Below are 20,272 nucleotides of genomic sequence, written 5' to 3' on the forward strand. Positions count from 1 at the left end.
AAAATAACCCGAGGAGGTCGTATGAAGCGTTTTGCTCTGGCAATGGTCACGCTGGTTGTTTGCGCAGGGGCGCAGGCAGCCAGCGACGAAGTGGAAATGAATCTCGTCACCTCTCAGGGTGTGGGCCAGTCAATCGGTACGGTGAAAATTACGGAAACCGATAAAGGACTGGAGTTCGCCCCCAACCTTAAAGCACTCCCCCCCGGTGAGCATGGCTTCCATGTTCACGTCAAAGGCAGCTGTCAGCCCGCGTTAAAAGAGGGTAAAGCGTCGGCGGCGGAAGCGGCAGGAGGACATCTGGATCCCCAGCATACCGGCAAGCATGAGGGCCCGGACGGCATGGGGCATCTGGGCGATCTGCCCGTACTGGTGGTCAATAACGACGGTAAAGCCACCGATCCCGTCGTCGCGCCGCGTCTGAAAAAGCTCGATGAAGTGAAAGGTAAAGCGCTGATGATTCATGTCGGTGGCGACAATATGTCCGACCAGCCTAAACCGCTTGGCGGCGGCGGGGCACGTTATGCCTGCGGCGTGATCTGATCCCCAATCGTGCCCGGCGGTGGGGCCTGCTCCAGCTGCGACAGCGAGCAGTGCAGCCGCCAGATTATCGAGGCTAAATCACGCGCTGCGGGGTGATGATGTCGTGCCAGGGTATCGAAGATCCGCTGCAGTTCATTCAGCGTGGCGGCCAGCGGTCGCTGCTGGACACCGCGCTCGCTCATCACGTCGCGCAACAGGGAGATGCATACGTCACGCACCTGCGACAGCGGATCGGACCGCGTTTCCCATGCGCGCAACTGCCAGACCACGTGCGAACAGTTCAGCAGCACCACGCCCCAGCGCAGCAGCCAGCGTCGGGAAAGGGCATCCTGGCTGTTATTGAGCTGGCTGACGTGGTGATACACCAGCGATTCATACTCGTTTTCACCCATATGCGGTTTACGGCTGAGCTGGTCGACAAACCCCCTGCGTAACTCCCGAATATGCCTGCGGCTTTTCCGCGCATCAGAGCCGGGACGCAGCACCGCAAAAGCCAGCCACGCCAGCCCCACGCCGAGGATCTTTGCCAGGTTGTCATTGAGAAAATCGGCATAATCGTAAACCGGCGGATTCGTCACCGAGATAAACGAGCCCATAAAGACAATCAGCTGTCCCCAAAGACCCGCCAGCTTTGGCATTTGCAGCTTCAGAAGCTGCATGGTGGTCAACAGGGGAAACAGAAACAGCAGGAACTGCCACAGATCGCTTATCTGCACCATCAGGCCAAACTTCACCACAAAGCTGAACAGCGAGAGCAGCACCAGCGTGCGCAGCAGGAGCGTCAGCGAGTTGAACGGCGAGGCCGCGACGGAGTAAAGCACGCAGCTGATGGCGGCAAGCGTCAGCGCCGCCGTACCGGACTCCCACTGCGTGGTGATGCTCCACGCGCCAACCAGCGTCAGCGCGCAAAAGGTACGAAAACCGCTCCACATCGCTTCCAGATAGTCGGTGTGCCGCGCGAGTGCCGGGCTGCCGGGGACGTTAAACTCCGTTATCGGACTGGCATTCTCGATCGCGTTAATCCAGCGGCTGCTGCGCAGGTATAACCGACAAAAGTAATTCAGGCGCTGCCAGAAGGCGCGATGACGGTAGTCGTACTCATCCACCGGGGCGAGCGGGGCGATGATCTTCGCGACGGTGTAGATATCCGCGTCCGGCCGGGCAAGCGCCGCGAGCAGCGCGTCAATCACGGCGCGGGTGTTTTTAGGCGGCGTCGGCCAGCTGAGCAGCATCCGGCGAAGGCTGGAGATGGCGCTGGTCATGCGGAGCTGCTGGTGCAGCAGGTAGTTAAGCAGGGTGTTCTGACGGCGAAAACGGTAATGGCTCCAGAACGCCTGAATGCGCAGCAGATTCGTGGTCAGGATCTGCCCGATAACCCTTTCATGCGCGAGGCGGATGTCGTCGTTGGTATCCGGCTGCCACAGCAGGCTCGCATGTTCCAGCAGCCGGGTATGCATGGTTTTCAGCGCGGTAATCAGCGCGGTGCCGTCGGAGGTGCTGGGCAGGACCATCATCATAAATCCGCCGCTGAGGATCCCGACAATCACCTCGCAGACGCGCGCCTGGGCAATATCCCACAGCTCGGTGGTGTCGAGCACGTTCACCACCGGGAAGGCAATAATCGCGGCGGTATAGCCCGCCAGCTGGAAAGCGTAGGCGACGTTGTTGGTAAAATGGGCGCAGGCCCAGGTACAGCAGCCCAGCCATGCCGCCATGCTCAGCAGGAACATCCACGGATCGTTCAGCGTGTGTCCGGCGATAATTAACGCTGCGGTGGCCCCCAGCAGACTTCCCGCGATACGGCCCAGGCTTTTGCTGATTACCCCGCCAACGGTGGGGAAACTCACCACCGCCGCTGAGGTCAACGCCCAGTAGGGTTGGTCCAGATTCAGATAATAGGCGACCGTCAGAGCAAGACACATCGCAATACCGTTACGCAGCGCGTAGCGCCACTGGGGACGCGTCGCCTTCATCCACGGCGTGTTTTGCCAGGAGGGCACCTGTAGCTTCATTAACGGGTTCCGATTGAGACGGTACAGGTGGTGCCGGAGACCAGGGTGATGTACTCCGGTAAACGGTCAAACTCCACGCGTACCGGAACGCGTTGAGCCAGTCGCACCCACGGCACGTTCGGCTTGATGTCCGGCACCAGCCCGGAATCCGTTTCCACGCTTTGATCGTAAATGGCGCGACCGATGCTGGATACGTGACCCTGTAACGTTTGCGAGCCGCTGTAAAGCGTTATCGCGGCAGGAGAGCCAGCGCGAATATGGCGAAGCTTAGTCTCTTCAAAGTAGCCTACGACGTAGAAGGAGTGGCTGTCGACGAGGGCAAAAACCGGCTGGCCGGTGGTGGCGTAGTTCCCCACACGGGCGGAGAGGTTGGTCACCCATCCGTCGACAGGGGCCGTAATCACGGTTTGGGTCAGCTGCCACTGCGCCTGCTTCAGGGTCGCCTCCGCCACGTTGACGTTCGCCTGCATGGCCTTGACGTTGATATTCGCGGTATCTAAATCTTCCGCTGAGATGTAGTTTTGCGACAGGTGGCGGCGGCGGTTGGCCTCGTTGTTGGCCTTTGCGAGGTCAGACTGGGCTTTGGCCAGCTGCGCCTGAGCGTTCAGAATGGCTATGTGGTAAGGGGTGTCGTCGATTCGGAATAACACCTCTCCCTTTTTGACGAACTGGTTATCCTTAACCAACAGCGTCGTGATACTTCCCGACACCTGAGGGGTAATGCTGACCTGTTCAGCGCGAACTTTGCCGTCACGCGTCCAGGGCGACTGCATATAAAAATTCCACATCCACCAGCCCGCAACCAGCGCGAGGGCAAGGACAAACAGGGTGGAAAAATACTTTAGCGTTTTCATGGATATATTCACCACACGGTCAAAACGGCAAGGCCCAGGCATACGGAAAGGGCAAACAGGGAGAGATCCATCAGCATGGGATGCCAGATTTCGCCGGAGTACATCAAGTCGCGAAGCAGGCGATGCGCGATGAGCCAGAGCATAAAGCCCACCAGAACGGCCTTAAACAGGGGAGGAAAGTAGACTGACGCACCGAAGATCAGGTCCTGAAGGGGTAAACCTTCTGAGTGATGAAAAAACGTCACGGGCAGAAATCCTTTGCAGTGAACAGAATGCCGCGTTGGCTTGTCTTAGTAGGATGAAGCATCACAATTCAGTGTAAGTCATACTTTAAAGTTCGATGAATGCAGTATTGCATTTGTTTTGGCAATACAAATGCTGCACACTATTCTAAAATCAGTATAATAACTTAGCAAGCTAATTATAAGGAGATGAAATTGGAATCGCCATTAGGTTCTGATCTGGCAAGGTTGGTACGCGTCTGGCGTGCTCTGATTGACCATCGCCTGAAACCTCTGGAACTCACCCAGACGCATTGGGTCACGCTGCACAACATTCATCAGCTGCCGCCCGATCAGTCGCAAATTCAGCTGGCAAAAGCGATAGGCATTGAGCAACCGTCGCTGGTGCGCACGCTTGACCAGCTGGAAGAGAAGGGGTTGATCTCGCGGCAGACCTGCGCCAGCGATCGCCGCGCCAAGCGGATTAAGCTCACCGAGAAAGCGGCGCCGATTATCACGGAAATGGAAGCCGTGATTACTAAGACGCGCGGTGAAATCCTCTCAGGCGTGTCGCCAGCCGAGCTGGAAATGCTCATCAGCCTGATTGCTCGCCTTGAGCAAAACATCCACGAGCTGCAGTCGCGCGACTGACCAGACAACAGGGCCTTGCATCCGCAAGGCCTTTTTTCTATTTGAACACAACGACGCGGTTACGGCCGGTCTCTTTTGCTTCATACATCGCCTTATCCGCGCTTTCCACGCACTTTTCTGCGGTCACTGATGACGACGTTGCCGTAAACACCCCCATGCTGATGGTAATCGGCTCCGGCAGCTGGCCCCCGCTGCTGGTTTTATCAAAGCTGCTCAGCTTCAGCCGGATACGTTCCGCCACCTGGACTGCAGCGTCTGAAGAGGTATCGGCCAGCATCAGGACAAACTCTTCCCCGCCAATACGCGCCGCAATATCATGCGGGCGAACGGAATCCATCAGCAGATTGGCGACAAACTGCAGGACTTTGTCGCCCTGGAGATGGCCATAGTTGTCATTGATGCGCTTAAAGCGATCGAGATCGCTCACGATAACCGACACGGGGCGGCTTGGTTTAGCAACGTCCAGCGCCTGGTTCAACGATTCATAAAAATAGCTGCGGTTATAAAGGCGCGTAAGCGGATCGCGAATCGAATTTTGATATGACTGCTGATACTTTACATGCGAGTCGCGGTAAAGCCTGAAAACATCACAAAGCAGAACAAAAATAATGATCAGCGTCGCGACGGTTTCAAATAGCCGGGCACGATACCACGAGATATCTTCGGCATGTCCTCCTAATAGCAGCATCGATAGCGTGACGATATAGCAGAGACAGAGAAAATTACCGCTTGCCCAGAATAGGTTGCGCACGCGCGTAATAAACATCAGCGTTGCTAATGTCACCACCCAGAGCACAATCAATGAAATATTGATGCAGTGGCTCCAGAGAACCATAAACTGCCGCGTTTCATTATCAATTAGATCGAGGGATAAGAACGCAGAATGGCTGGAGTACATCCAGGCCACAATTAACATGCAGGCGGTAAAAAGAGAGGCGCTACTGACGATGGCGATATGCGCCAGGCGTGAAAGAGGCTGATTGCGAATGGGGAAGAGTAATGCGGAAGCGATTATCAACAGCGCCATTAAGATATGGCGGAACATATAGTAGATCATCGCATCGTTGTAGTTCACGACGTTGAACTGGTAGAGGTCCAGCCAGGCGGGAAAACTGGAGAGCGTTCCGACCATCAGCAATGCCGAACCGGCAAAGGCAAAGGCTATTGGGACCAGGTACAGCCGTTTCTTATCACACCAGTATTTCATCCCCATAAAACAGGCAATAAACAGATGGAAGACAAGCAGGAAAATGGTGAGCGTGGGGAACAAAAGCGGCGAGAAGGAGGGAACCCATTCAACCACTTTTGAAAATAGCGCTTGTAATATTCCGATGACAATAATGCAACCGAAACAGAATGAGAGATAACGACTTTTTGAAGATTGACTATTCGCAAGCATATAAATTTTTTTAAATAATTAAAAAGGAATTAAGGTAAGGTACTTGGGAAAAGTCTAACCAATTAATTCATTAAATACTTTGCGCAGAAACAATATCCAGCATGATAGATAATTGGTGGGGTGGATGTATTTTGTAAATATATTTATTTAAGTTATATATATTGTAAATGGATGTGGCCCGATGACCACATCCATTTTTTTAATTAACGCGGGGAGACGGTCACCTGGCGTCCGTTGCTCGCCAGCACAACGCGCTGGCCTGCAGAGAAGCGGGTGCTGCCCTGTTTCTGAACAACCATGATCGTACTGCCGTCGTCCTTACGAATTTCAAGCTCTACGCCCTGGGTTTTGTTCATCGCACCCTGAACGCCCTGGCCTGCTACACCACCCGCCACAGCGCCCGCTGCGGTTGCCAGAGAACGGCCTGCGCCACCGCCGACGGTATTCCCCAGGAAACCACCCAGCACGGCACCGCCGATTGCGCCCATCACGTTGCTATCATCACCACCCTGAATCTGTACAGGGCGCGCGTTAACAACGGTACCGTAAGTCACGTTCTGAACCTGTTTCGCTTCAGAAGCGCTGTAAACGTCGCCGGACAGTGAACTGTCATTCACACAGCCAGCCAGAGTTAAACCAATCAGCGAAACGCCCAGTACACGTAAAATCATTTGAATCTCCTGTTCACCAAAAACGCCCGATTGGGGGCATCCGTTATGGCTAAATTATATGGCATAACACGCCATCGTTCATATCTTTGCACTAACAATAGGAAAATTGTACTTGAATTTGACTTAACGAGACATAAACAGGGGCTGCCTGTGTTACCCGCCTGACATTGTTAAAAAATATTATTGCCGGATGGCAAAGCTGCGCCGTTTATGGTTGAGTGGATAGCCTTAGCCCACGCAACGTAAGGAAAGCGCATGAAATCGGGTCGCTACATTGGTGTGATGTCGGGCACCAGTCTGGATGGGGTAGATGTCGTTCTGGCTGCCATTGACGAGAACATGGTGGCACAGCAGGCGAGCCTGACCTGGCCAATCCCCCTTTCGCTCAAAGAGGATATTCTGAGTATCTGTCAGGGGCAGCAGCTGACCCTCTCCCAGCTTGGACAACTTGATGTTCGCCTGGGGGCGCTTTTTGCGGATGCGGTGCAGGCGTTGATGCAAAAAGAACACCTTCGCCCGCAGGATGTGGTGGCCATCGGGTGTCACGGCCAGACGGTCTGGCATGAGCCCGGCGGAGAAGCCCCGCATACCCTGCAAATCGGCGATAACAACCAGATTGTGGCGAAGACGGGCGTCACGGTAGTCGGCGATTTTCGTCGTCGCGATATCGCTCTTGGCGGGCAGGGCGCGCCGCTGGTGCCCGCGTTTCACCAGGCGTTACTGGCGCACCCGTCAGAGCGGCGTATGGTGCTGAACATTGGCGGCATCGCCAATCTGTCAATGCTCATCCCGGGACAGCCGGTCCGCGGCTACGATACCGGCCCGGGCAATATGCTAATGGATGCCTGGATCTGGCGTCAGTGCGGCCAACCGTATGACAAAAACGCGGAGTGGGCGTGCGGGGGAAAAGTCATTCTGCCGCTGCTGCAGTCCATGCTGAGCGATCCCTATTTTGCCTTACCGGCACCGAAAAGTACGGGGCGTGAATACTTCAACTTTGGCTGGCTTGAGCGCCAGCTTGCGTCATTCCCGGCGCTTGCGCCGCAGGATGTCCAGGCGACGCTTGCCGAGCTCACGGCCGTGTCGATCTCCGAGCAGGTGCTTCTCAGCGGCGGATGCGAACGCCTGCTGGTGTGCGGTGGCGGAAGCCGCAATCCGCTGGTGATGGCGCGTCTTGCCGGGCTACTGCCGGGCACCGAAGTGTCGACGACCGATGAGGCCGGCATCAGCGGTGATGATATGGAAGCGCTGGCCTTCGCCTGGCTTGCCTGGCGCACGATTGCCGGCCTGCCGGGAAACTTACCGTCCGTAACGGGTGCGCGCGAGGCGAGCGTCCTTGGGGCGATTTTCCCGGCAAATCCTCGGCATAATCAGAGTTAACTGAAATTCAGCGCGGCGCGTCGACGTTAGAATGGGACGAAACGGGAGGGCAGCCATGCCCTCCAGGACCAGGAAAGTCTTCGGAATACGCCCATGAAAAAACTTCTTCTTATTGCCGCCCCTTTGTTGCTGTCAGGATGCAGCGTCTACAACCAGCTTGTTGAGCGCATGCAGACCGATACGCTGTCGTATCGCTGCGACGAGAAACCGCTGACCGTAAAGCTGAATAATCCACGCCAGGAAGCCAGTTTTGTTTACGACAACAAATTGCTGACGCTGAAGCAGGGCATGTCGGCCTCGGGCGCACGCTACACCGACGGTATCTATGTCTTCTGGTCGAAAGGCGACAGCGCTACGGTCTACAAACGCGACCGCATTGTGCTGAACAATTGCCAGCTCGAAAATCCGAAGCGTTGAGATTTTTACAGGGGCGGCGCACAATAGCGCCACCCACTCTCAACGTCAGCTAACGCCATGTCAGATAACGACGAACTGCAGCAAATTGCGCATCTGCGCCGTGAATACACCAAAGGCGGCCTGCGTCGCCAGGATCTTCCCGCTGAACCCCTCGTGCTTTTTGAACGCTGGCTGAAACAGGCCTGTGAAGCAAAACTCGCCGACCCAACGGCCATGGTCGTCGCCACGGTAGATGAAAACGGTCAACCCTATCAGCGCATCGTCTTGCTCAAGCATTATGACGAGAAAGGGCTGGTGTTCTATACCAACCTCGGCAGCCGCAAGGCGCACCACTTAGAAAACAATCCGCGCATCAGCCTGCTGTTCCCCTGGCACATGCTGGAACGTCAGGTCATGGTCACCGGCAAGGCGGAACGTCTCTCGACGCTGGAAGTGGTGAAGTATTTCCACAGCCGCCCGCGTGACAGCCAGATTGGCGCCTGGGTCTCTAAACAGTCCAGCCGAATTTCTGCGCGCGGCGTGCTGGAAAGTAAATTCCTCGAGCTGAAACAGAAGTTCCAGCAGGGCGAAATTCCGCTGCCAAGCTTCTGGGGCGGTTTCCGTATCCCGATTGAGCAAATAGAGTTCTGGCAGGGAGGCGAACATCGCCTGCACGACCGCTTTTTATACCAGCGCGAGGATAGCGGCTGGAAAATCGACAGACTGGCGCCGTAATCCCCGAAATTTGTTGATTTAAGCGCTAGCGCACGCCGCGCTTGCGCTTTATTCTATGGTCCTTTCGCATCAGGCGAAAAGTCGTGTACCGGCAAAGGTGCAGTCGTTTATACATGGAGAATTTGATGGCAAGCAGTAACTTGATTAAACAATTGCAAGAGCGGGGCCTCGTGGCCCAGGTGACGGACGAGGAAGCGTTAGCAGAGCGACTGGCGCAAGGCCCGATCGCGCTCTATTGCGGCTTCGATCCCACCGCTGACAGCTTGCATTTGGGGCATCTTGTTCCATTGTTATGCCTGAAACGCTTCCAGATGGCGGGCCATAAGCCTGTTGCTCTGGTAGGCGGCGCGACCGGTCTGATTGGCGATCCAAGCTTTAAAGCCGCCGAGCGTAAGCTGAATACCGAAGATACCGTGCAGGAGTGGGTGGATAAGATCCGCAAACAGGTTGCACCGTTCCTCGACTTCGACTGTGGCGATAACGCTGCAATTGCCGCGAACAACTACGACTGGTTTGGCAGCATGAACGTGCTGACCTTCCTGCGCGATATCGGCAAGCACTTCTCTGTTAACCAGATGATTAACAAAGAGGCCGTTAAGCAGCGTCTGAACCGTGACGACCAGGGGATCTCCTTTACCGAGTTCTCCTACAACCTGCTGCAGGGCTATGACTTTGCCTGCCTGAACAAACTGCACGGCGTTTCCCTGCAGATTGGCGGTTCTGACCAGTGGGGTAACATCACCTCCGGTATCGACCTGACCCGTCGTCTGCATCAGAATCAGGTCTTCGGTCTGACCGTTCCGCTGATCACCAAAGCTGACGGCACCAAATTTGGTAAGACGGAAGGCGGTGCGGTATGGCTCGATCCGAAGAAAACCAGCCCGTATAAATTCTACCAGTTCTGGATCAACACGGCGGACGCTGATGTTTACCGCTTCCTGAAGTTCTTCACCTTCATGGATATTGCAGACATCAATGCGCTGGAAGAAGAAGACAAGAACAGCGGTAAAGCACCGCGCGCCCAGTACGTGCTGGCGGACGAAGTGACCAAACTGGTTCACGGCGAAGAAGGTCTGGCCGCGGCAAAACGCATTACTGCAAGCCTGTTCAACGGTACCCTGAGCGATCTGAGCGAAGCGGACTTCGAACAGCTGGCGCAGGACGGCGTGCCGATGGTTGAGATGGAAAAAGGGGCTGACCTGATGCAGGCGCTGGTGGACTCCGAGCTCCAGCCATCCCGCGGTCAGGCGCGTAAAACCATTGCGTCTAACGCGATCACCATCAACGGTGAAAAACAGGCCGACCCGGAATACACCTTCGTTGACGGCGATCGTCTGTATGGCCGCTACACGCTGCTGCGTCGCGGCAAGAAAAACTACTGCCTTGTCTGCTGGAAGTAATTAACAGTCTCCAGGGGCGTGGGAAACCACGCCCCTTTTTGTTTTTTCAGGGTTTGGTAAGAAAAAAATGAAGAACATCCTCGCCATTCAGTCCCACGTTGTTTTTGGACACGCTGGCAACAGCGCCGCGGAATTTCCGATGCGTCGCCTCGGCGTCAACGTCTGGCCCCTCAATACCGTGCAGTTTTCCAACCACACGCAGTACGGCAAATGGACCGGCTGCGTGATGCCGCCTTCGCACCTTACCGAGGTTGTGCAGGGCATTGCGGAGATCGACCAGCTCAGGCGCTGTGACGCCGTCCTGAGCGGTTATCTCGGCTCGGCGGAGCAGGGGGAGCATATCCTCGGCATCGTGCGCCAGGTGAAAGCGGCAAACCCGGCGGCAAAATACTTCTGCGACCCCGTCATGGGCCATCCGGAGAAAGGCTGTATCGTGGCGCCCGGCGTCGCAGAGTTTCACGTCCGCCACGCGCTGCCCGCCAGCGATATCATTGCGCCAAACCTTGTTGAGCTGGAGATCCTCTGCGAGCATCCGGTTAACAGCGTAGATGAGGCGGTAAGCGCGTCTCGCGAGCTGATCGCTCAGGGGCCTGAGGTTGTGCTGGTAAAACATCTCGCGCGCGCAGGGCTCAGCCAGGACCGTTTTGAGATGCTGCTGGTGACGAAAGATGACGCCTGGCATATCAGCCGTCCGCTGGTGGATTTCGGACTTCGCCAGCCGGTTGGCGTGGGGGATGTAACCAGCGGGCTTCTGCTGGTGAAATTGCTGCAGGGCGCAACGGTGAGAGACGCGCTGGAGCATGTTACCGCCGCGGTGTACGAAATCATGATTGCGACGAAAGAGATGCAGGAATACGAGCTTCAGGTGGTCGCGGCGCAGGATCGTATCGCGAAGCCGGAGCACTATTTTAGCGCAACGCAGCTTTAAACGATGCCGGGTGGCGCTGCGCTTACCCGGCCTACAAAACCCGTAGGCCCGTGCAAGCGAAGCGCCGCCGGGCGATATTAGTTAAGGCCTTCCGCTTTCAGCGCCGCGGCCACCGCAGGACGCTCCGCCACGCGTTTCATATACGATGCGATGTGGTCTAACCCTTCCAGATTTAGCTTAACCGCGCGCGCCCAGCGCAGAACGGTAAACAGGTATGCGTCGGCAATCGTAAAGCGCGAACCGCCAATCCACTGTTCGTCTTTCAGCGACTCGTTAACGTACTGCAGCTTTTTCTCAAGCAGCGCGCGCAGGGTCGGTTTGAACTCTTCTGGCGTATCCGGGCGGAACAGCGGCGTAAAGCCTTTGTGCAGTTCGGTCGCAATGTAGTTCAGCCATTCCAGCGTCTTGTAGCGAGAAACGGTACTGACCGGCGCCAGCAGCTGGCGATCCGGTACGCTATCGGCCAGGAACTGCATAATCGCCACGCCTTCGGTCAGCAGAGTACCGTCATCCAGCAGAAGCGCCGGAACTTGTCCCTTGGGGTTAATAGCAAGAAAATCATCGCCATTTTCCAGACGCTTTTTCATCAGATCAACGCCATCCAGCGTGAAATCCTTGCCGCTCTCGCGCAGGGTGATGTGGGAAGCAAGAGAGCACGCGCCCGGCTTGTAGAACAGTTTCATCGGTAACTCCTTTTTGCTGAGGTTTCAGCTATGTTAGTGCGCGGATGGACAAAAAAAAAGCCGCTAATGCATTAGCGGCTTCTGTTCGGTCGTTTCTCAATACTCTTACGCGGTAGCGGTACTGGTCGCTTTAGCGGTTTTATCGTCGTCCTGAGTCATGCGGTTCAGCTTCGGTGCGGTCAGCAGCATCAGCGCCGCGATCACCGCTGTCGCGATACCAATCTGCATGAACACGGTTCCGTAGACGTTCAGGGAGACCAGTGGGTCAGTAACGTTATCCGGTACGGCCATCAGGTTCGCAATCTTACCGGCGATAATTGCCGCACCGGCAGTGGTCAGGAACCAGCTACCCATAATGAAGCCCATCAGACGCTGTGGAACCAGCTGTGCCACCATCGCCAGACCCAGACCGGAGATCATCAGTTCACCGATAGACTGCAGCGCGTAGCTCAGGATCAGCCAGTTAACGGATACGATACCCGCGTCGGTGGCAAATTTGGTACCCAGCGGCAGCACCAGGAACGCGCCGGAACACAGCACCATACCAATGGCGAACTTGTGCGGCATCGGCAGTCGGTCACCCATCTTGTTGTAGATCGCGGCCAGAATCGGGCTACCAATCATGATCCAGAACGGGTTCAGGGCCTGATACTGCTCCGGCTCAAACGCGATACCCAGGATAGAGTGCTCAACGTTACGAATAGCGAAGAAGTTCAGAGAGGTTGGCATCTGGCTGTACAGTACGAAGAAGATGATCGCTTCCAGCATCAGAATGAACGCCACAATCATCTTACGGCGCGCAGCACCCTGCATGGAGAAGGCTTCTTTCGCGAAGATGACCACGATACCCAGCGCAACCACGCCCAGAACGGCACGTGCGATACCCTGGTTGTGCAGCAGCCAGGTGGCGATGGTCGCCAGAACGGCAACGCCCACGATGGTCGCCAGCAGTTTGCCCATATGCACGGGTTCGAAATCAGGTTTTGAACCGTAGTCTTTCACCCAGCGTTTGCAGAAGGCAAAGTTGACCACGGTGATCAGCATACCTACCACGGAGAGCGAGAAGGCCACGCTCCAGCCGAATTTCGCCGCCAGCCATGGAGTTGCCAGCATAGAGAAGAATGAACCGATGTTCACGGACATGTAGTACATGGTGAATGCACCGTCCAGACGCGGGTCGTCTTTGCTGTAGCAGGTAGAGAGCAGGGAGGACGGATTCGCTTTAAACAGCCCGTTACCGACGGCAATCGTCGCCATACCCATATATACGACAGCGGCATCGTGACCTGACCATGCAACCAGAGCATAGCCAATCGCCAGGACAATCGCGCCCAGCATAATGACGCGTTTAGTTCCAAGAACTTTATCGCCCAGCCAGCCGCCGATAGCGACCAGACCGTACACCAGAGCACTGAAGGAGGAGAACAGCGTGATGGAATCGGCTTCGGACATACCCAGCTGTTTTACCAGGTAAACCGCCATGATCCCTTGCAGGCCGTAATAACCAAAACGCTCCCATAACTCGATAGAGAAGATGAGATAGAACGCTTTTGGTTGTTTAAAAGCGTTAAGACTCACGCTTTCATCTGTTGGTTTATTGTTTGCAGTAGACACATATACCTCTTTTTTTACATCCCATATTAACGGGGGTGTTCATAGCGTGATGGCCGTAGCCCATACGCCTTATAGTTATATTGGGAGGAGAAACGGCGGGTAATGTTCACTATCCTGCCCCATCTGGCAATACGTTTGTAATAATCTGTTACATATATCTGGCGTGGTATAATCGTCCGTTCATACAAATGTTATTTAGCGTTAAATTTCATACGATGAGTAAAGGTAGTTTTTTCGACTGGTAATGACCGGCTCCGATCGCCGTTTGGCGATATGTTCTGCTATTTGTCGCATATGGCAGTGATATAGCCCATATTCTGAAAAATAGCTGGTCTTATCGTCGGCAAAGAAAGAGAAGTGTCTTGTCAGGCAAAGGGTTTAGGTCAGTTTTCACAACAAAAATACAACATGAAGTTATCAGGGTGATCGCGATCACAGATGTATAGAAATTTTTGGCTATGAAAAAACTATTAACCTGTTTGAGCGTTAAACAGCCGAACAAGTGACAGGTCAGGGGAAGCGACGGGCGGACAAATAACGGCCAAAAGAAGAACGATCGGTAACCCTTCTTTTGGCAGGGGATTGCGACGATCAGGAATAGACTTTTTCTTTATATTCACAAAGATCTTCAATGATGCAGGAGCCGCAGCGAGGCTTGCGGGCAATGCAGGTATAACGACCATGCAGAATGAGCCAGTGATGGCAGTCCACCTTAAATTCAGCCGGAACCACTTTGAGCAGCTTCTCTTCGACCTGCTCGACATTTTTCCCCGGCGCGAAGTTGGTCCGGTTAGACACGCGAAATATGTGCGTATCGACGGCGATAGTGGGCCAGCCAAACGCGGTATTGAGCACCACGTTCGCGGTCTTACGTCCTACGCCCGGTAACGCCTCCAGCGCAGCACGATCTTCCGGCACTTCACCGCCGTGCTGATCCAGCAGGATCCGGCAGGTTTTAATGACGTTCTCGGCTTTGCTGTTAAACAGGCCGATGGTTTTGATATACGACTTCACGCCCTCCACGCCCAGCTCCAGCATGGCCTTCGGCGTATTGGCGACCGGATAGAGCAGGGCGGTGGCTTTATTAACGCTCACGTCGGTAGCCTGTGCAGAGAGCAGCACGGCGATCAGCAGCTCAAACGGGGAGGTAAAATTCAGCTCCGTCGTCGGGTGCGGGTTCTCGTCCCGCAGACGGGTCAGGATCGCAATGCGCTTTTCTTTATTCATGAGGCCTTCTCGGGTGTCCCTTCCAGAACGCTGCGCTCGGCCGCGCGGCGCTTACGTTTCTCATCAATCAGGTATTTTATTGCCAGCATCATGCCAAGGCCAATAAACGCGCCGGGCGGCAGCATCGCCAGCAGGAACGGCGTATCGGTGTGGAACACTTCAATGCGCAGCGCTTTGGCCCAGCCGCCCAGCAGCGCGTCTGCGCCGTCAAACAGCGTACCGTTTCCGAGGATTTCACGCAGTGAGCCCAGCACGAACATGGCGCAGGTGGCGCCCATGCCGATGGAAAAACCGTCCAGCGCCGACATGGCGGGGCTGTTTTTCACCGCGAAGGCTTCCGCGCGCCCGACCACGATACAGTTGGTGACGATAAGGGGAATGAAGATCCCAAGCGACTGGTACAGGCCGAACGCGTAGGCGTTAATCAGCATCTGGACGATACTGACCACCGACGCAATGATCATGACGTAAATCGGAATACGAATTTCCGACGGCGTCCAGCGGCGCAGGGCAGAGATGGAGAGGTTGGTCAGGGTCAACACCAGCGTGGTGGCCAGACCCAGACCGAGCGCGTTGGTGGCGGTGGACGTGACCGCCAGCAGTGGGCACATCCCCAGAAGCTGGACCAGCGCGGAGTTGTTTTTCCACAACCCCTGGACAATAACCTCTTTAACCTGGCTCATGATTACTCTCCACAGGCCGGAAGATTGTTGATTTGCGCGGGCAGCGTCTCAGCATAAAGCCCGGCTCGTTTTACGGCGTTCACCACGGCCCGCGGCGTGATGGTCGCCCCGGTGAACTGGTCGAACTCGCCGCCATCTTTCTTCACCGCAAACGCGGTGTCACCTTCGCCATGGATGACCTTACCGGCGAAGTGCAAAATCCAGTCGCTCAGACGGGTTTCAATTTTATCGCCAAGACCCGGCGTTTCATGATGTTCCGTCACGCGGGTGCCCAGTATGGTGCCGGAAAAATCGCTGCCGACGAGCAGCTGAATAGCGCCGGAATAGCCGTCGGGCGCCGTCGCCTCCATCACCGCGCCGACCGGTTTATCCCCTTTACGAGCGATAAACAGGCGGTGCGGGCCTTTACCAAGCTGCGGCGCGTCTACCACGAAGCAGCTCTTTTGCAGGTCATTATCGTAGAAGTCTGACGGGATAACCTGATCGAACAGCGCCTTTTGCTGCTTCGTGGCCTGTTCTTCGATGGTCGTTTTGGTCAACGCATTCACCAGTGCCGTCAGCCCGGTCAGGACTGCGGCGAAGACGGCCAGCGTGACGCCGTGCTTTTGCATCGTTTTTAACATGGCGAAACCCTTAGCGATGGCCGTACACGCGTGGACGCGTGTAGTAGTCGATGAGCGGAACGGTGATGTTGGCGAGCAGGACGGCAAAGGCCACGCCGTCCGGGTAGCCGCCAAAGCTGCGGATAAGCCAGACCAGCAGGCCTGCCAGCGCACCGAAGATGAGGCGTCCGCGGTTCGTCGTTGATGCGGTCACCGGATCCGTCAGGATAAAGAAGGCACCCAGCATGGTTGCGCCGGAGAGCAGGTGCATCTGCGGGCTGGCCAGTGATTCAGGCGAGAATGCCCAGCCCAGCGTGGCGCAAACCGCCAGCGTCACGAGGAAGCTGACCGGAATATGCCAGCGGATGGCTTTCTGCTGCAGCAGGAACAGGCCACCCAGCAGATACGCCAGGTTGACCCACTGCCAGCCGGCTCCCGCCAGCACGCCGCTGTAGATCGCGGATTTCATGATCTGCTCAACGCTGTGTCCGGCATGCAGGGACGTTTTGAACGTGTCGAGAGGCGTCGCCTGGCTGATACCGTCCACGCCCATTCGCAGCGCGTTCATATCCGCGCCGAGCGCCGTATGGCCGGTAAAGATCACGTGCAGGGCATCCATAAAGCCCGGAACCGTGGCGGCAATCTCGTGCGGCGGCAGCCAGCTGGTCATCTGCACCGGGAAGGAGATCAGCAGCACCACGTAGCCGATCATCGCCGGGTTAAACGGGTTATGTCCCAGTCCGCCATACAGCTGTTTGGCAATAATCACGGCAAACACGGTACCAAGAACCACCATCCACCACGGGGCAAACGGCGGGATACTGATCGCCAGCAGCAGGCCGGTGAGTAACGCGGAGTTATCGGCAAGAATGCGGGAGACCGCCGCCTTGCGAAGCTTAAGCACCAGGGCTTCCGCCGCTAAGGCACTGGCACAGCCCAGGAGTATCTGGAACAGGGTTCCCCAGCCGAAAAACCAGCACTGAACGGCAATGCCCGGCAGCGCCGCCAGGCAGACCAGCATCATGATGCGCGATGTCTGGCGCTGATTATGGGTGTAAGGGGAGCTTGCGATTCTGAAAACCATTTAATCCTCGTTAACTGCTTGCTGTGCGGCTTTCTTCGCCTGAACGCGCGCAATGGCGGCGGCGACGGCGGCCTTGCGCGGGTCATCGTTAGCGGCCTGCGGCTGCTCTTCCTGCTGCGCTGCCTTACGGGCTTTGGCGCGGGCAATCGCCGCTTCGACGGCGGCTTTACGCGGGTCGACCGGCGCTTCGGGTTCTGCGGTTTGCGTGTGCTGCGCTGCTTTGCGCGCTTTGGCACGGGCTATCGCCGCCTCAACGGCCGCTTTGCGCGGGTCGACGACGTCCTGCTCGACCACCACATTCTGCTCACCGGTTTTGCGTGCCTTAGCGCGGGCTATTGCCGCTTCAACGGCGGCTTTACGCGGGTCGACCTCGGCATCCGTCCGGGCCGCTTGTGCTTTTTCAGCCTGACGGGCGCGTGCAGCGGCCTTGCGCGTCTCACGTGCGGCTATCGCTTCGCTGTTATCCGGCTTCTCTCCCGCCGGGATCACCACCGTCTGGGCGGCATTCGCCTTTTTCTCGCGAACGCGCGCCAGCGCGGCGTTAATCGCATCCTGATCTTTCTCGCCAGGCTGAACGGCGGCCTGTTTATGGCGCTCCTGACGGGCGATTTTTTCGCGTTCCAGTCGTGCCTGGCGCGCTTCAAAGCGCGCTTTGGCTTCTGCCGCGCGTTTTTCTTCCATGGAGATGGCATAAATCTCGGCCTTCTCCTGGCGGAAATACTGCACCAGCGGAATATTGCTCGGGCAGACCCAGGCGCAGGCACCGCATTCGATGCAGTCGGCCAGGTTATGGGCTTTTGCCTTGTCGTGCAGCTGGCCTTTGCTGTACCAGTAAAGCTGCTGTGGCAGCAGATCCGCCGGGCAGGCATCGGCGCAGGCGCTGCAGCGGATGCAGCCTTTTTCTTCCTGCTCTTCGCCCATCTCGGTCGGCGAAGGGGCGAGCAGGCAGTTGGTAATTTTCACTACCGGAACGTCCAGCCACGGCAGGGTAAAGCCCATCAGCGGGCCGCCCATGATCACCATCTGGTCGCTGCCCGGGCAAAACTCCGCCTGTTCAAGCAGGTGACGCACCGGCGTACCCAGCCGCGCCCAGACGTTGCCCGGACGGGAGACCGAACCGCCGGTCAGGGTCACCACGCGCTCGGTTAGCGGCTCGCCGTCAATCACCGCGCGCTTCACGGCGTAGGCGGTGCCGACGTTCTGCATCAGCACGCCGATATCCGAAGAGCGTCCGCCGTGCGGAACCTGCTTACCGGTGAGAATTTGCGTCAGCTGCTTTGCGCCGCCAGAAGGGTACTTGGTCGGGATAACGCGCAGGCTGATATCGTGACTGCCCGCCAGCACGGCGCGTAGCATCGAGATAGCCTGCGGTTTATTGTCTTCAATACCGATCAGCACTTCCCGCGGCTGCAGAATGTGCGCGAGGATGCGGATGCCTTCCACCACCTGGGCGGCGCAGTCCTGCATCAGACGATCGTCGGCGGTGATATACGGTTCGCACTCGGCGGCGTTGACGATCAGCGTCTGAATGTTATCGCCACCGCCGCGCAGCTTGACGCCGGTAGGGAAGCCCGCGCCGCCCAGACCGGCGACGCCGAACTGGTGAATGCGCTCGATAAGCGCTTCGCGGCTGTGGGCGCGGTAGTCGCTCCAGCCATCACGATCGATCCAGCGGTCTTCGCCGTCGGCTTCAATAATCACGCTCAGCTCTGAGAGCGCGGAGGGATGCGCTACCGTATGAGGCGCGATGGCAACCACCTTACCGGAGGTAGGGGCGTGCACCGGCAGCATACGTCCGCGACCAAAGGTCAGCGGCTGGCCGCGAAGAACCGCATCGCCTTCTTTCACGCACAGCTCGCCCTCGGCACCGATGTGCTGCTTGAGCGGCATGACGAAACGGGTCGCCAGCGGAATCTGACGCAGCGGCGTGCCGTTGGACTGGGTTTTCATCTCCGGCGGGTGAATACCGCCGTCAAAGTCCCAAATCTTCTCTTTTCTGAAAGCAGAAAATAACTTAAGCATGTTGTTCCACAGGAATATTGCGAACCGGAATGGTTTGAAGATCCCACTTCCAGCTTTCGGTAGTCGTTTCAACCGGGCGTAACTCGATACATTGCGTCGGGCAGGGGGCCACGCAGAGGTTACAGCCGGTGCACAGGTCCGCCACGACGGTGTGCATGGCGCGGGTTGCGCCCACAATGGCGTCGACCGGGCAGGCCTGAATACATTTGGTGCAGCCGATGCAGTTGGCTTCGTCGATCACGGCCAGGGCACGGACCGGCTCCTGCACCTCCGCGTCGCCGTCAACGGGCTGCGGATCAACGTTAAGCAGGGCCGCAATTTTCAACATCACCGCTTCGCCACCGGGCGCGCAGCGGTTAATTTTTTCACCCTGAACGCCTACCGCTTCGGCATAGGGGCGGCAGCCGGGGTAGCCGCACTGCCCGCACTGGCTTTGCGGCAGAAGCTCATCAATTTTTTCTACAACAGGATCGTCCTCTACCGCGAAACGGCGGGAGGCGTAACCCAGGATAAGGCCAAACACCAACCCCAGGACGCTGATAGAGGCGATGGCAATCCAGATAGCACTCATTACAACTTCACCAGACCACTAAAGCCCATAAAGGCCAGAGACATTAAACCGGCGGTCACCAGCGCAATCGCGTTACCGCGGAAGGGCGCAGGAATATCCGCAGCGGCCAGGCGCTCGCGAATAGAAGCAAACAGCACCATGACCAGCGAGAAACCGACGGCTGCAGAAAAACCATACAGTGCCGACTGCATAAAGTTATGGCCAAGGTTGATGTTCAGCAGCGCCACGCCGAGAACGGCGCAGTTGGTGGTGATCAGCGGCAGGAAGATACCCAGCAGGCGATAGAGCGCCGGGCTGGTTTTGCGCACCACCATTTCGGTAAACTGCACCACCACCGCGATAACCAGAATAAAGGCCAGCGTGCGCAGATAGGTTAACCCCAGCGGGATGAGGATCCAGGTATCGATCCACCACGCGCAGATGGATGCCAGCGTCATCACGAAGGTCGTCGCCAGCCCCATACCCATTGCCGTTTCCAGCTTTTTGGAAACGCCCATAAACGGGCACAGGCCAAGGAACTTCACCAGAACGAAGTTGTTAACCAGCACGGTGCCGACAAAGAGCAGTAAGTAATCGGTCATTATTTAGCCTGAAATAAA

General features: G+C 56.7%; 21 protein-coding genes. 7 read left to right on the top strand and 14 right to left on the bottom strand.

Annotated features, from left to right (window positions below):
- The first annotated feature begins 21 nt into the window (after nt 1-21).
- Entirely contained in the window at nt 22-540 is a 519-nt protein-coding gene (gene sodC, locus ACMWKK_RS17975) for a superoxide dismutase [Cu-Zn] SodC (RefSeq protein WP_112780679.1), read from the top strand.
- On the opposite strand, the gene ACMWKK_RS17980 is transcribed toward sodC, so the two are convergent.
- The 3 genes from ACMWKK_RS17980 to ACMWKK_RS17990 are packed head-to-tail and all read right to left on the bottom strand — an operon-like array spanning nt 519 to nt 3,651.
- A complete protein-coding gene (locus tag ACMWKK_RS17980) occupies nt 519-2,552 on the bottom strand; it encodes an FUSC family protein (RefSeq protein WP_112780678.1) in 2,034 nt (677 codons plus the stop codon). The two genes, sodC and ACMWKK_RS17980, sit on opposite strands and share 22 nt — an antisense overlap.
- Nucleotides 2,552-3,412 (bottom strand): HlyD family secretion protein, encoded by an 861-nt coding sequence (locus tag ACMWKK_RS17985; protein WP_112780776.1) that lies wholly within the window; start codon nt 3,410-3,412, stop codon nt 2,552-2,554. The genes ACMWKK_RS17980 and ACMWKK_RS17985 overlap by 1 nt, the downstream gene beginning before the upstream one ends.
- A gap of 2 nt (nt 3,413-3,414) precedes the next feature.
- Entirely contained in the window at nt 3,415-3,651 is a 237-nt protein-coding gene (locus ACMWKK_RS17990; protein ID WP_406542881.1) for a DUF1656 domain-containing protein, read from the bottom strand.
- Between the two features lie 186 nt (nt 3,652-3,837).
- Here ACMWKK_RS17990 and slyA point away from each other — a divergent pair, with 186 nt between their 5' ends.
- On the top strand, nt 3,838-4,278 hold the full coding sequence (gene slyA, locus ACMWKK_RS17995; RefSeq protein WP_021241135.1) for a transcriptional regulator SlyA: 441 nt from the start codon (nt 3,838-3,840) through the stop codon (nt 4,276-4,278).
- Nucleotides 4,279-4,315: 37 nt separating this feature from the next.
- On the opposite strand, the gene ACMWKK_RS18000 is transcribed toward slyA, so the two are convergent.
- Together ACMWKK_RS18000 and slyB are read right to left on the bottom strand one after the other, a co-directional pair.
- A complete protein-coding gene (locus ACMWKK_RS18000) occupies nt 4,316-5,677 on the bottom strand; it encodes a GGDEF domain-containing protein (RefSeq protein WP_112780677.1) in 1,362 nt (453 codons plus the stop codon).
- A gap of 203 nt (nt 5,678-5,880) precedes the next feature.
- Nucleotides 5,881-6,348 (bottom strand): outer membrane lipoprotein SlyB, encoded by a 468-nt coding sequence (gene slyB, locus ACMWKK_RS18005; protein WP_045329125.1) that lies wholly within the window; start codon nt 6,346-6,348, stop codon nt 5,881-5,883.
- A gap of 255 nt (nt 6,349-6,603) precedes the next feature.
- Here slyB and anmK point away from each other — a divergent pair, with 255 nt between their 5' ends.
- The 5 genes from anmK to pdxY all read left to right on the top strand — a co-directional run bounded on the left by anmK (nt 6,604) and on the right by pdxY (nt 11,187).
- The gene (anmK, locus tag ACMWKK_RS18010) at nt 6,604-7,728 is read left to right on the top strand and encodes an anhydro-N-acetylmuramic acid kinase (RefSeq protein ID WP_045329124.1); all 1,125 of its coding nucleotides are present in this window, start codon (nt 6,604-6,606) and stop codon (nt 7,726-7,728) included.
- A gap of 93 nt (nt 7,729-7,821) precedes the next feature.
- Complete coding sequence (gene mliC, locus ACMWKK_RS18015; RefSeq protein WP_045329123.1) at nt 7,822-8,145, top strand: C-type lysozyme inhibitor; 324 nt, start codon at nt 7,822-7,824, stop codon at nt 8,143-8,145.
- Nucleotides 8,146-8,202: 57 nt separating this feature from the next.
- Entirely contained in the window at nt 8,203-8,859 is a 657-nt protein-coding gene (gene pdxH / locus ACMWKK_RS18020; protein ID WP_032640017.1) for a pyridoxamine 5'-phosphate oxidase, read from the top strand.
- Between the two features lie 125 nt (nt 8,860-8,984).
- Entirely contained in the window at nt 8,985-10,259 is a 1,275-nt protein-coding gene (tyrS, locus tag ACMWKK_RS18025) for a tyrosine--tRNA ligase (protein WP_032640019.1), read from the top strand.
- Nucleotides 10,260-10,326: 67 nt separating this feature from the next.
- Nucleotides 10,327-11,187 (top strand): pyridoxal kinase PdxY, encoded by an 861-nt coding sequence (gene pdxY / locus ACMWKK_RS18030; RefSeq protein WP_045329122.1) that lies wholly within the window; start codon nt 10,327-10,329, stop codon nt 11,185-11,187.
- A gap of 77 nt (nt 11,188-11,264) precedes the next feature.
- Here the strand turns inward: pdxY and gstA are convergent, their stop codons facing one another.
- From gstA to rsxA, 9 genes are all read right to left on the bottom strand, one after another.
- Nucleotides 11,265-11,870: a glutathione transferase GstA gene (gstA, locus tag ACMWKK_RS18035; protein WP_045329121.1), complete on the bottom strand. Its 606-nt coding sequence runs from the start codon at nt 11,868-11,870 to the stop codon at nt 11,265-11,267.
- A 105-nt stretch (nt 11,871-11,975) separates the two neighbouring features.
- Nucleotides 11,976-13,484: a dipeptide/tripeptide permease DtpA gene (gene dtpA, locus ACMWKK_RS18040; protein ID WP_045329120.1), complete on the bottom strand. Its 1,509-nt coding sequence runs from the start codon at nt 13,482-13,484 to the stop codon at nt 11,976-11,978.
- Nucleotides 13,485-14,075: 591 nt separating this feature from the next.
- Nucleotides 14,076-14,711, bottom strand: coding sequence for an endonuclease III (gene nth, locus ACMWKK_RS18045; RefSeq protein ID WP_112780676.1), 636 nt, complete (start codon nt 14,709-14,711; stop codon nt 14,076-14,078).
- Complete coding sequence (locus tag ACMWKK_RS18050; protein WP_008500569.1) at nt 14,708-15,394, bottom strand: electron transport complex subunit E; 687 nt, start codon at nt 15,392-15,394, stop codon at nt 14,708-14,710. Before ACMWKK_RS18050 ends, nth begins: the two co-directional genes overlap by 4 nt.
- Nucleotides 15,395-15,396: 2 nt before the next feature.
- Nucleotides 15,397-16,017 (bottom strand): electron transport complex subunit RsxG, encoded by a 621-nt coding sequence (gene rsxG, locus ACMWKK_RS18055; RefSeq protein ID WP_112780675.1) that lies wholly within the window; start codon nt 16,015-16,017, stop codon nt 15,397-15,399.
- 10 nt (nt 16,018-16,027) lie between these two features.
- Nucleotides 16,028-17,080 (bottom strand): electron transport complex subunit RsxD, encoded by a 1,053-nt coding sequence (gene rsxD, locus ACMWKK_RS18060; protein ID WP_045329118.1) that lies wholly within the window; start codon nt 17,078-17,080, stop codon nt 16,028-16,030.
- Nucleotides 17,081-19,102, bottom strand: a complete 2,022-nt coding sequence (rsxC, locus tag ACMWKK_RS18065) for an electron transport complex subunit RsxC (protein ID WP_112780674.1) — start codon at nt 19,100-19,102, stop codon at nt 17,081-17,083.
- Nucleotides 19,095-19,673, bottom strand: a complete 579-nt coding sequence (gene rsxB, locus ACMWKK_RS18070) for an electron transport complex subunit RsxB (RefSeq protein WP_042716342.1) — start codon at nt 19,671-19,673, stop codon at nt 19,095-19,097. The genes rsxC and rsxB overlap by 8 nt, the downstream gene beginning before the upstream one ends.
- Nucleotides 19,673-20,254 carry an electron transport complex subunit RsxA gene (rsxA, locus tag ACMWKK_RS18075; protein WP_008500564.1) on the bottom strand — a complete coding sequence of 194 codons (582 nt, stop codon included), beginning with the start codon at nt 20,252-20,254 and terminating at the stop codon, nt 19,673-19,675. The genes rsxB and rsxA overlap by 1 nt, the downstream gene beginning before the upstream one ends.
- Nucleotides 20,255-20,272: the final 18 nt, after the last annotated feature.

It is taken from the genome of Enterobacter sp. 01-M-03-SI-ECC, assembly GCF_047530215.1.
Taxonomy (GTDB): Bacteria; Pseudomonadota; Gammaproteobacteria; order Enterobacterales; family Enterobacteriaceae; genus Enterobacter; species Enterobacter chengduensis.

Bases quoted from the DNA above. Each gene is read 5' to 3' on its own strand.
- sodC (WP_112780679.1), top strand. From the start codon at position 22: ATGAAGCGTTTTGCTCTGGCAATGGTCACGCTGGTTGTTTGCGCAGGG.
- ACMWKK_RS17980 (WP_112780678.1), bottom strand. From the start codon at position 2,552: ATGAAGCTACAGGTGCCCTCCTGGCAAAACACGCCGTGGATGAAGGCG.
- slyA (WP_021241135.1), top strand. From the start codon at position 3,838: ATGAAATTGGAATCGCCATTAGGTTCTGATCTGGCAAGGTTGGTACGC.
- ACMWKK_RS18000 (WP_112780677.1), bottom strand. From the start codon at position 5,677: ATGCTTGCGAATAGTCAATCTTCAAAAAGTCGTTATCTCTCATTCTGT.
- slyB (WP_045329125.1), bottom strand. From the start codon at position 6,348: ATGATTTTACGTGTACTGGGCGTTTCGCTGATTGGTTTAACTCTGGCT.
- anmK (WP_045329124.1), top strand. From the start codon at position 6,604: ATGAAATCGGGTCGCTACATTGGTGTGATGTCGGGCACCAGTCTGGAT.
- mliC (WP_045329123.1), top strand. From the start codon at position 7,822: ATGAAAAAACTTCTTCTTATTGCCGCCCCTTTGTTGCTGTCAGGATGC.
- pdxH (WP_032640017.1), top strand. From the start codon at position 8,203: ATGTCAGATAACGACGAACTGCAGCAAATTGCGCATCTGCGCCGTGAA.
- tyrS (WP_032640019.1), top strand. From the start codon at position 8,985: ATGGCAAGCAGTAACTTGATTAAACAATTGCAAGAGCGGGGCCTCGTG.
- pdxY (WP_045329122.1), top strand. From the start codon at position 10,327: ATGAAGAACATCCTCGCCATTCAGTCCCACGTTGTTTTTGGACACGCT.
- gstA (WP_045329121.1), bottom strand. From the start codon at position 11,870: ATGAAACTGTTCTACAAGCCGGGCGCGTGCTCTCTTGCTTCCCACATC.
- nth (WP_112780676.1), bottom strand. From the start codon at position 14,711: ATGAATAAAGAAAAGCGCATTGCGATCCTGACCCGTCTGCGGGACGAG.
- ACMWKK_RS18050 (WP_008500569.1), bottom strand. From the start codon at position 15,394: ATGAGCCAGGTTAAAGAGGTTATTGTCCAGGGGTTGTGGAAAAACAAC.
- rsxG (WP_112780675.1), bottom strand. From the start codon at position 16,017: ATGTTAAAAACGATGCAAAAGCACGGCGTCACGCTGGCCGTCTTCGCC.
- rsxD (WP_045329118.1), bottom strand. From the start codon at position 17,080: ATGGTTTTCAGAATCGCAAGCTCCCCTTACACCCATAATCAGCGCCAG.
- rsxC (WP_112780674.1), bottom strand. From the start codon at position 19,102: ATGCTTAAGTTATTTTCTGCTTTCAGAAAAGAGAAGATTTGGGACTTT.
- rsxB (WP_042716342.1), bottom strand. From the start codon at position 19,673: ATGAGTGCTATCTGGATTGCCATCGCCTCTATCAGCGTCCTGGGGTTG.
- rsxA (WP_008500564.1), bottom strand. From the start codon at position 20,254: ATGACCGATTACTTACTGCTCTTTGTCGGCACCGTGCTGGTTAACAAC.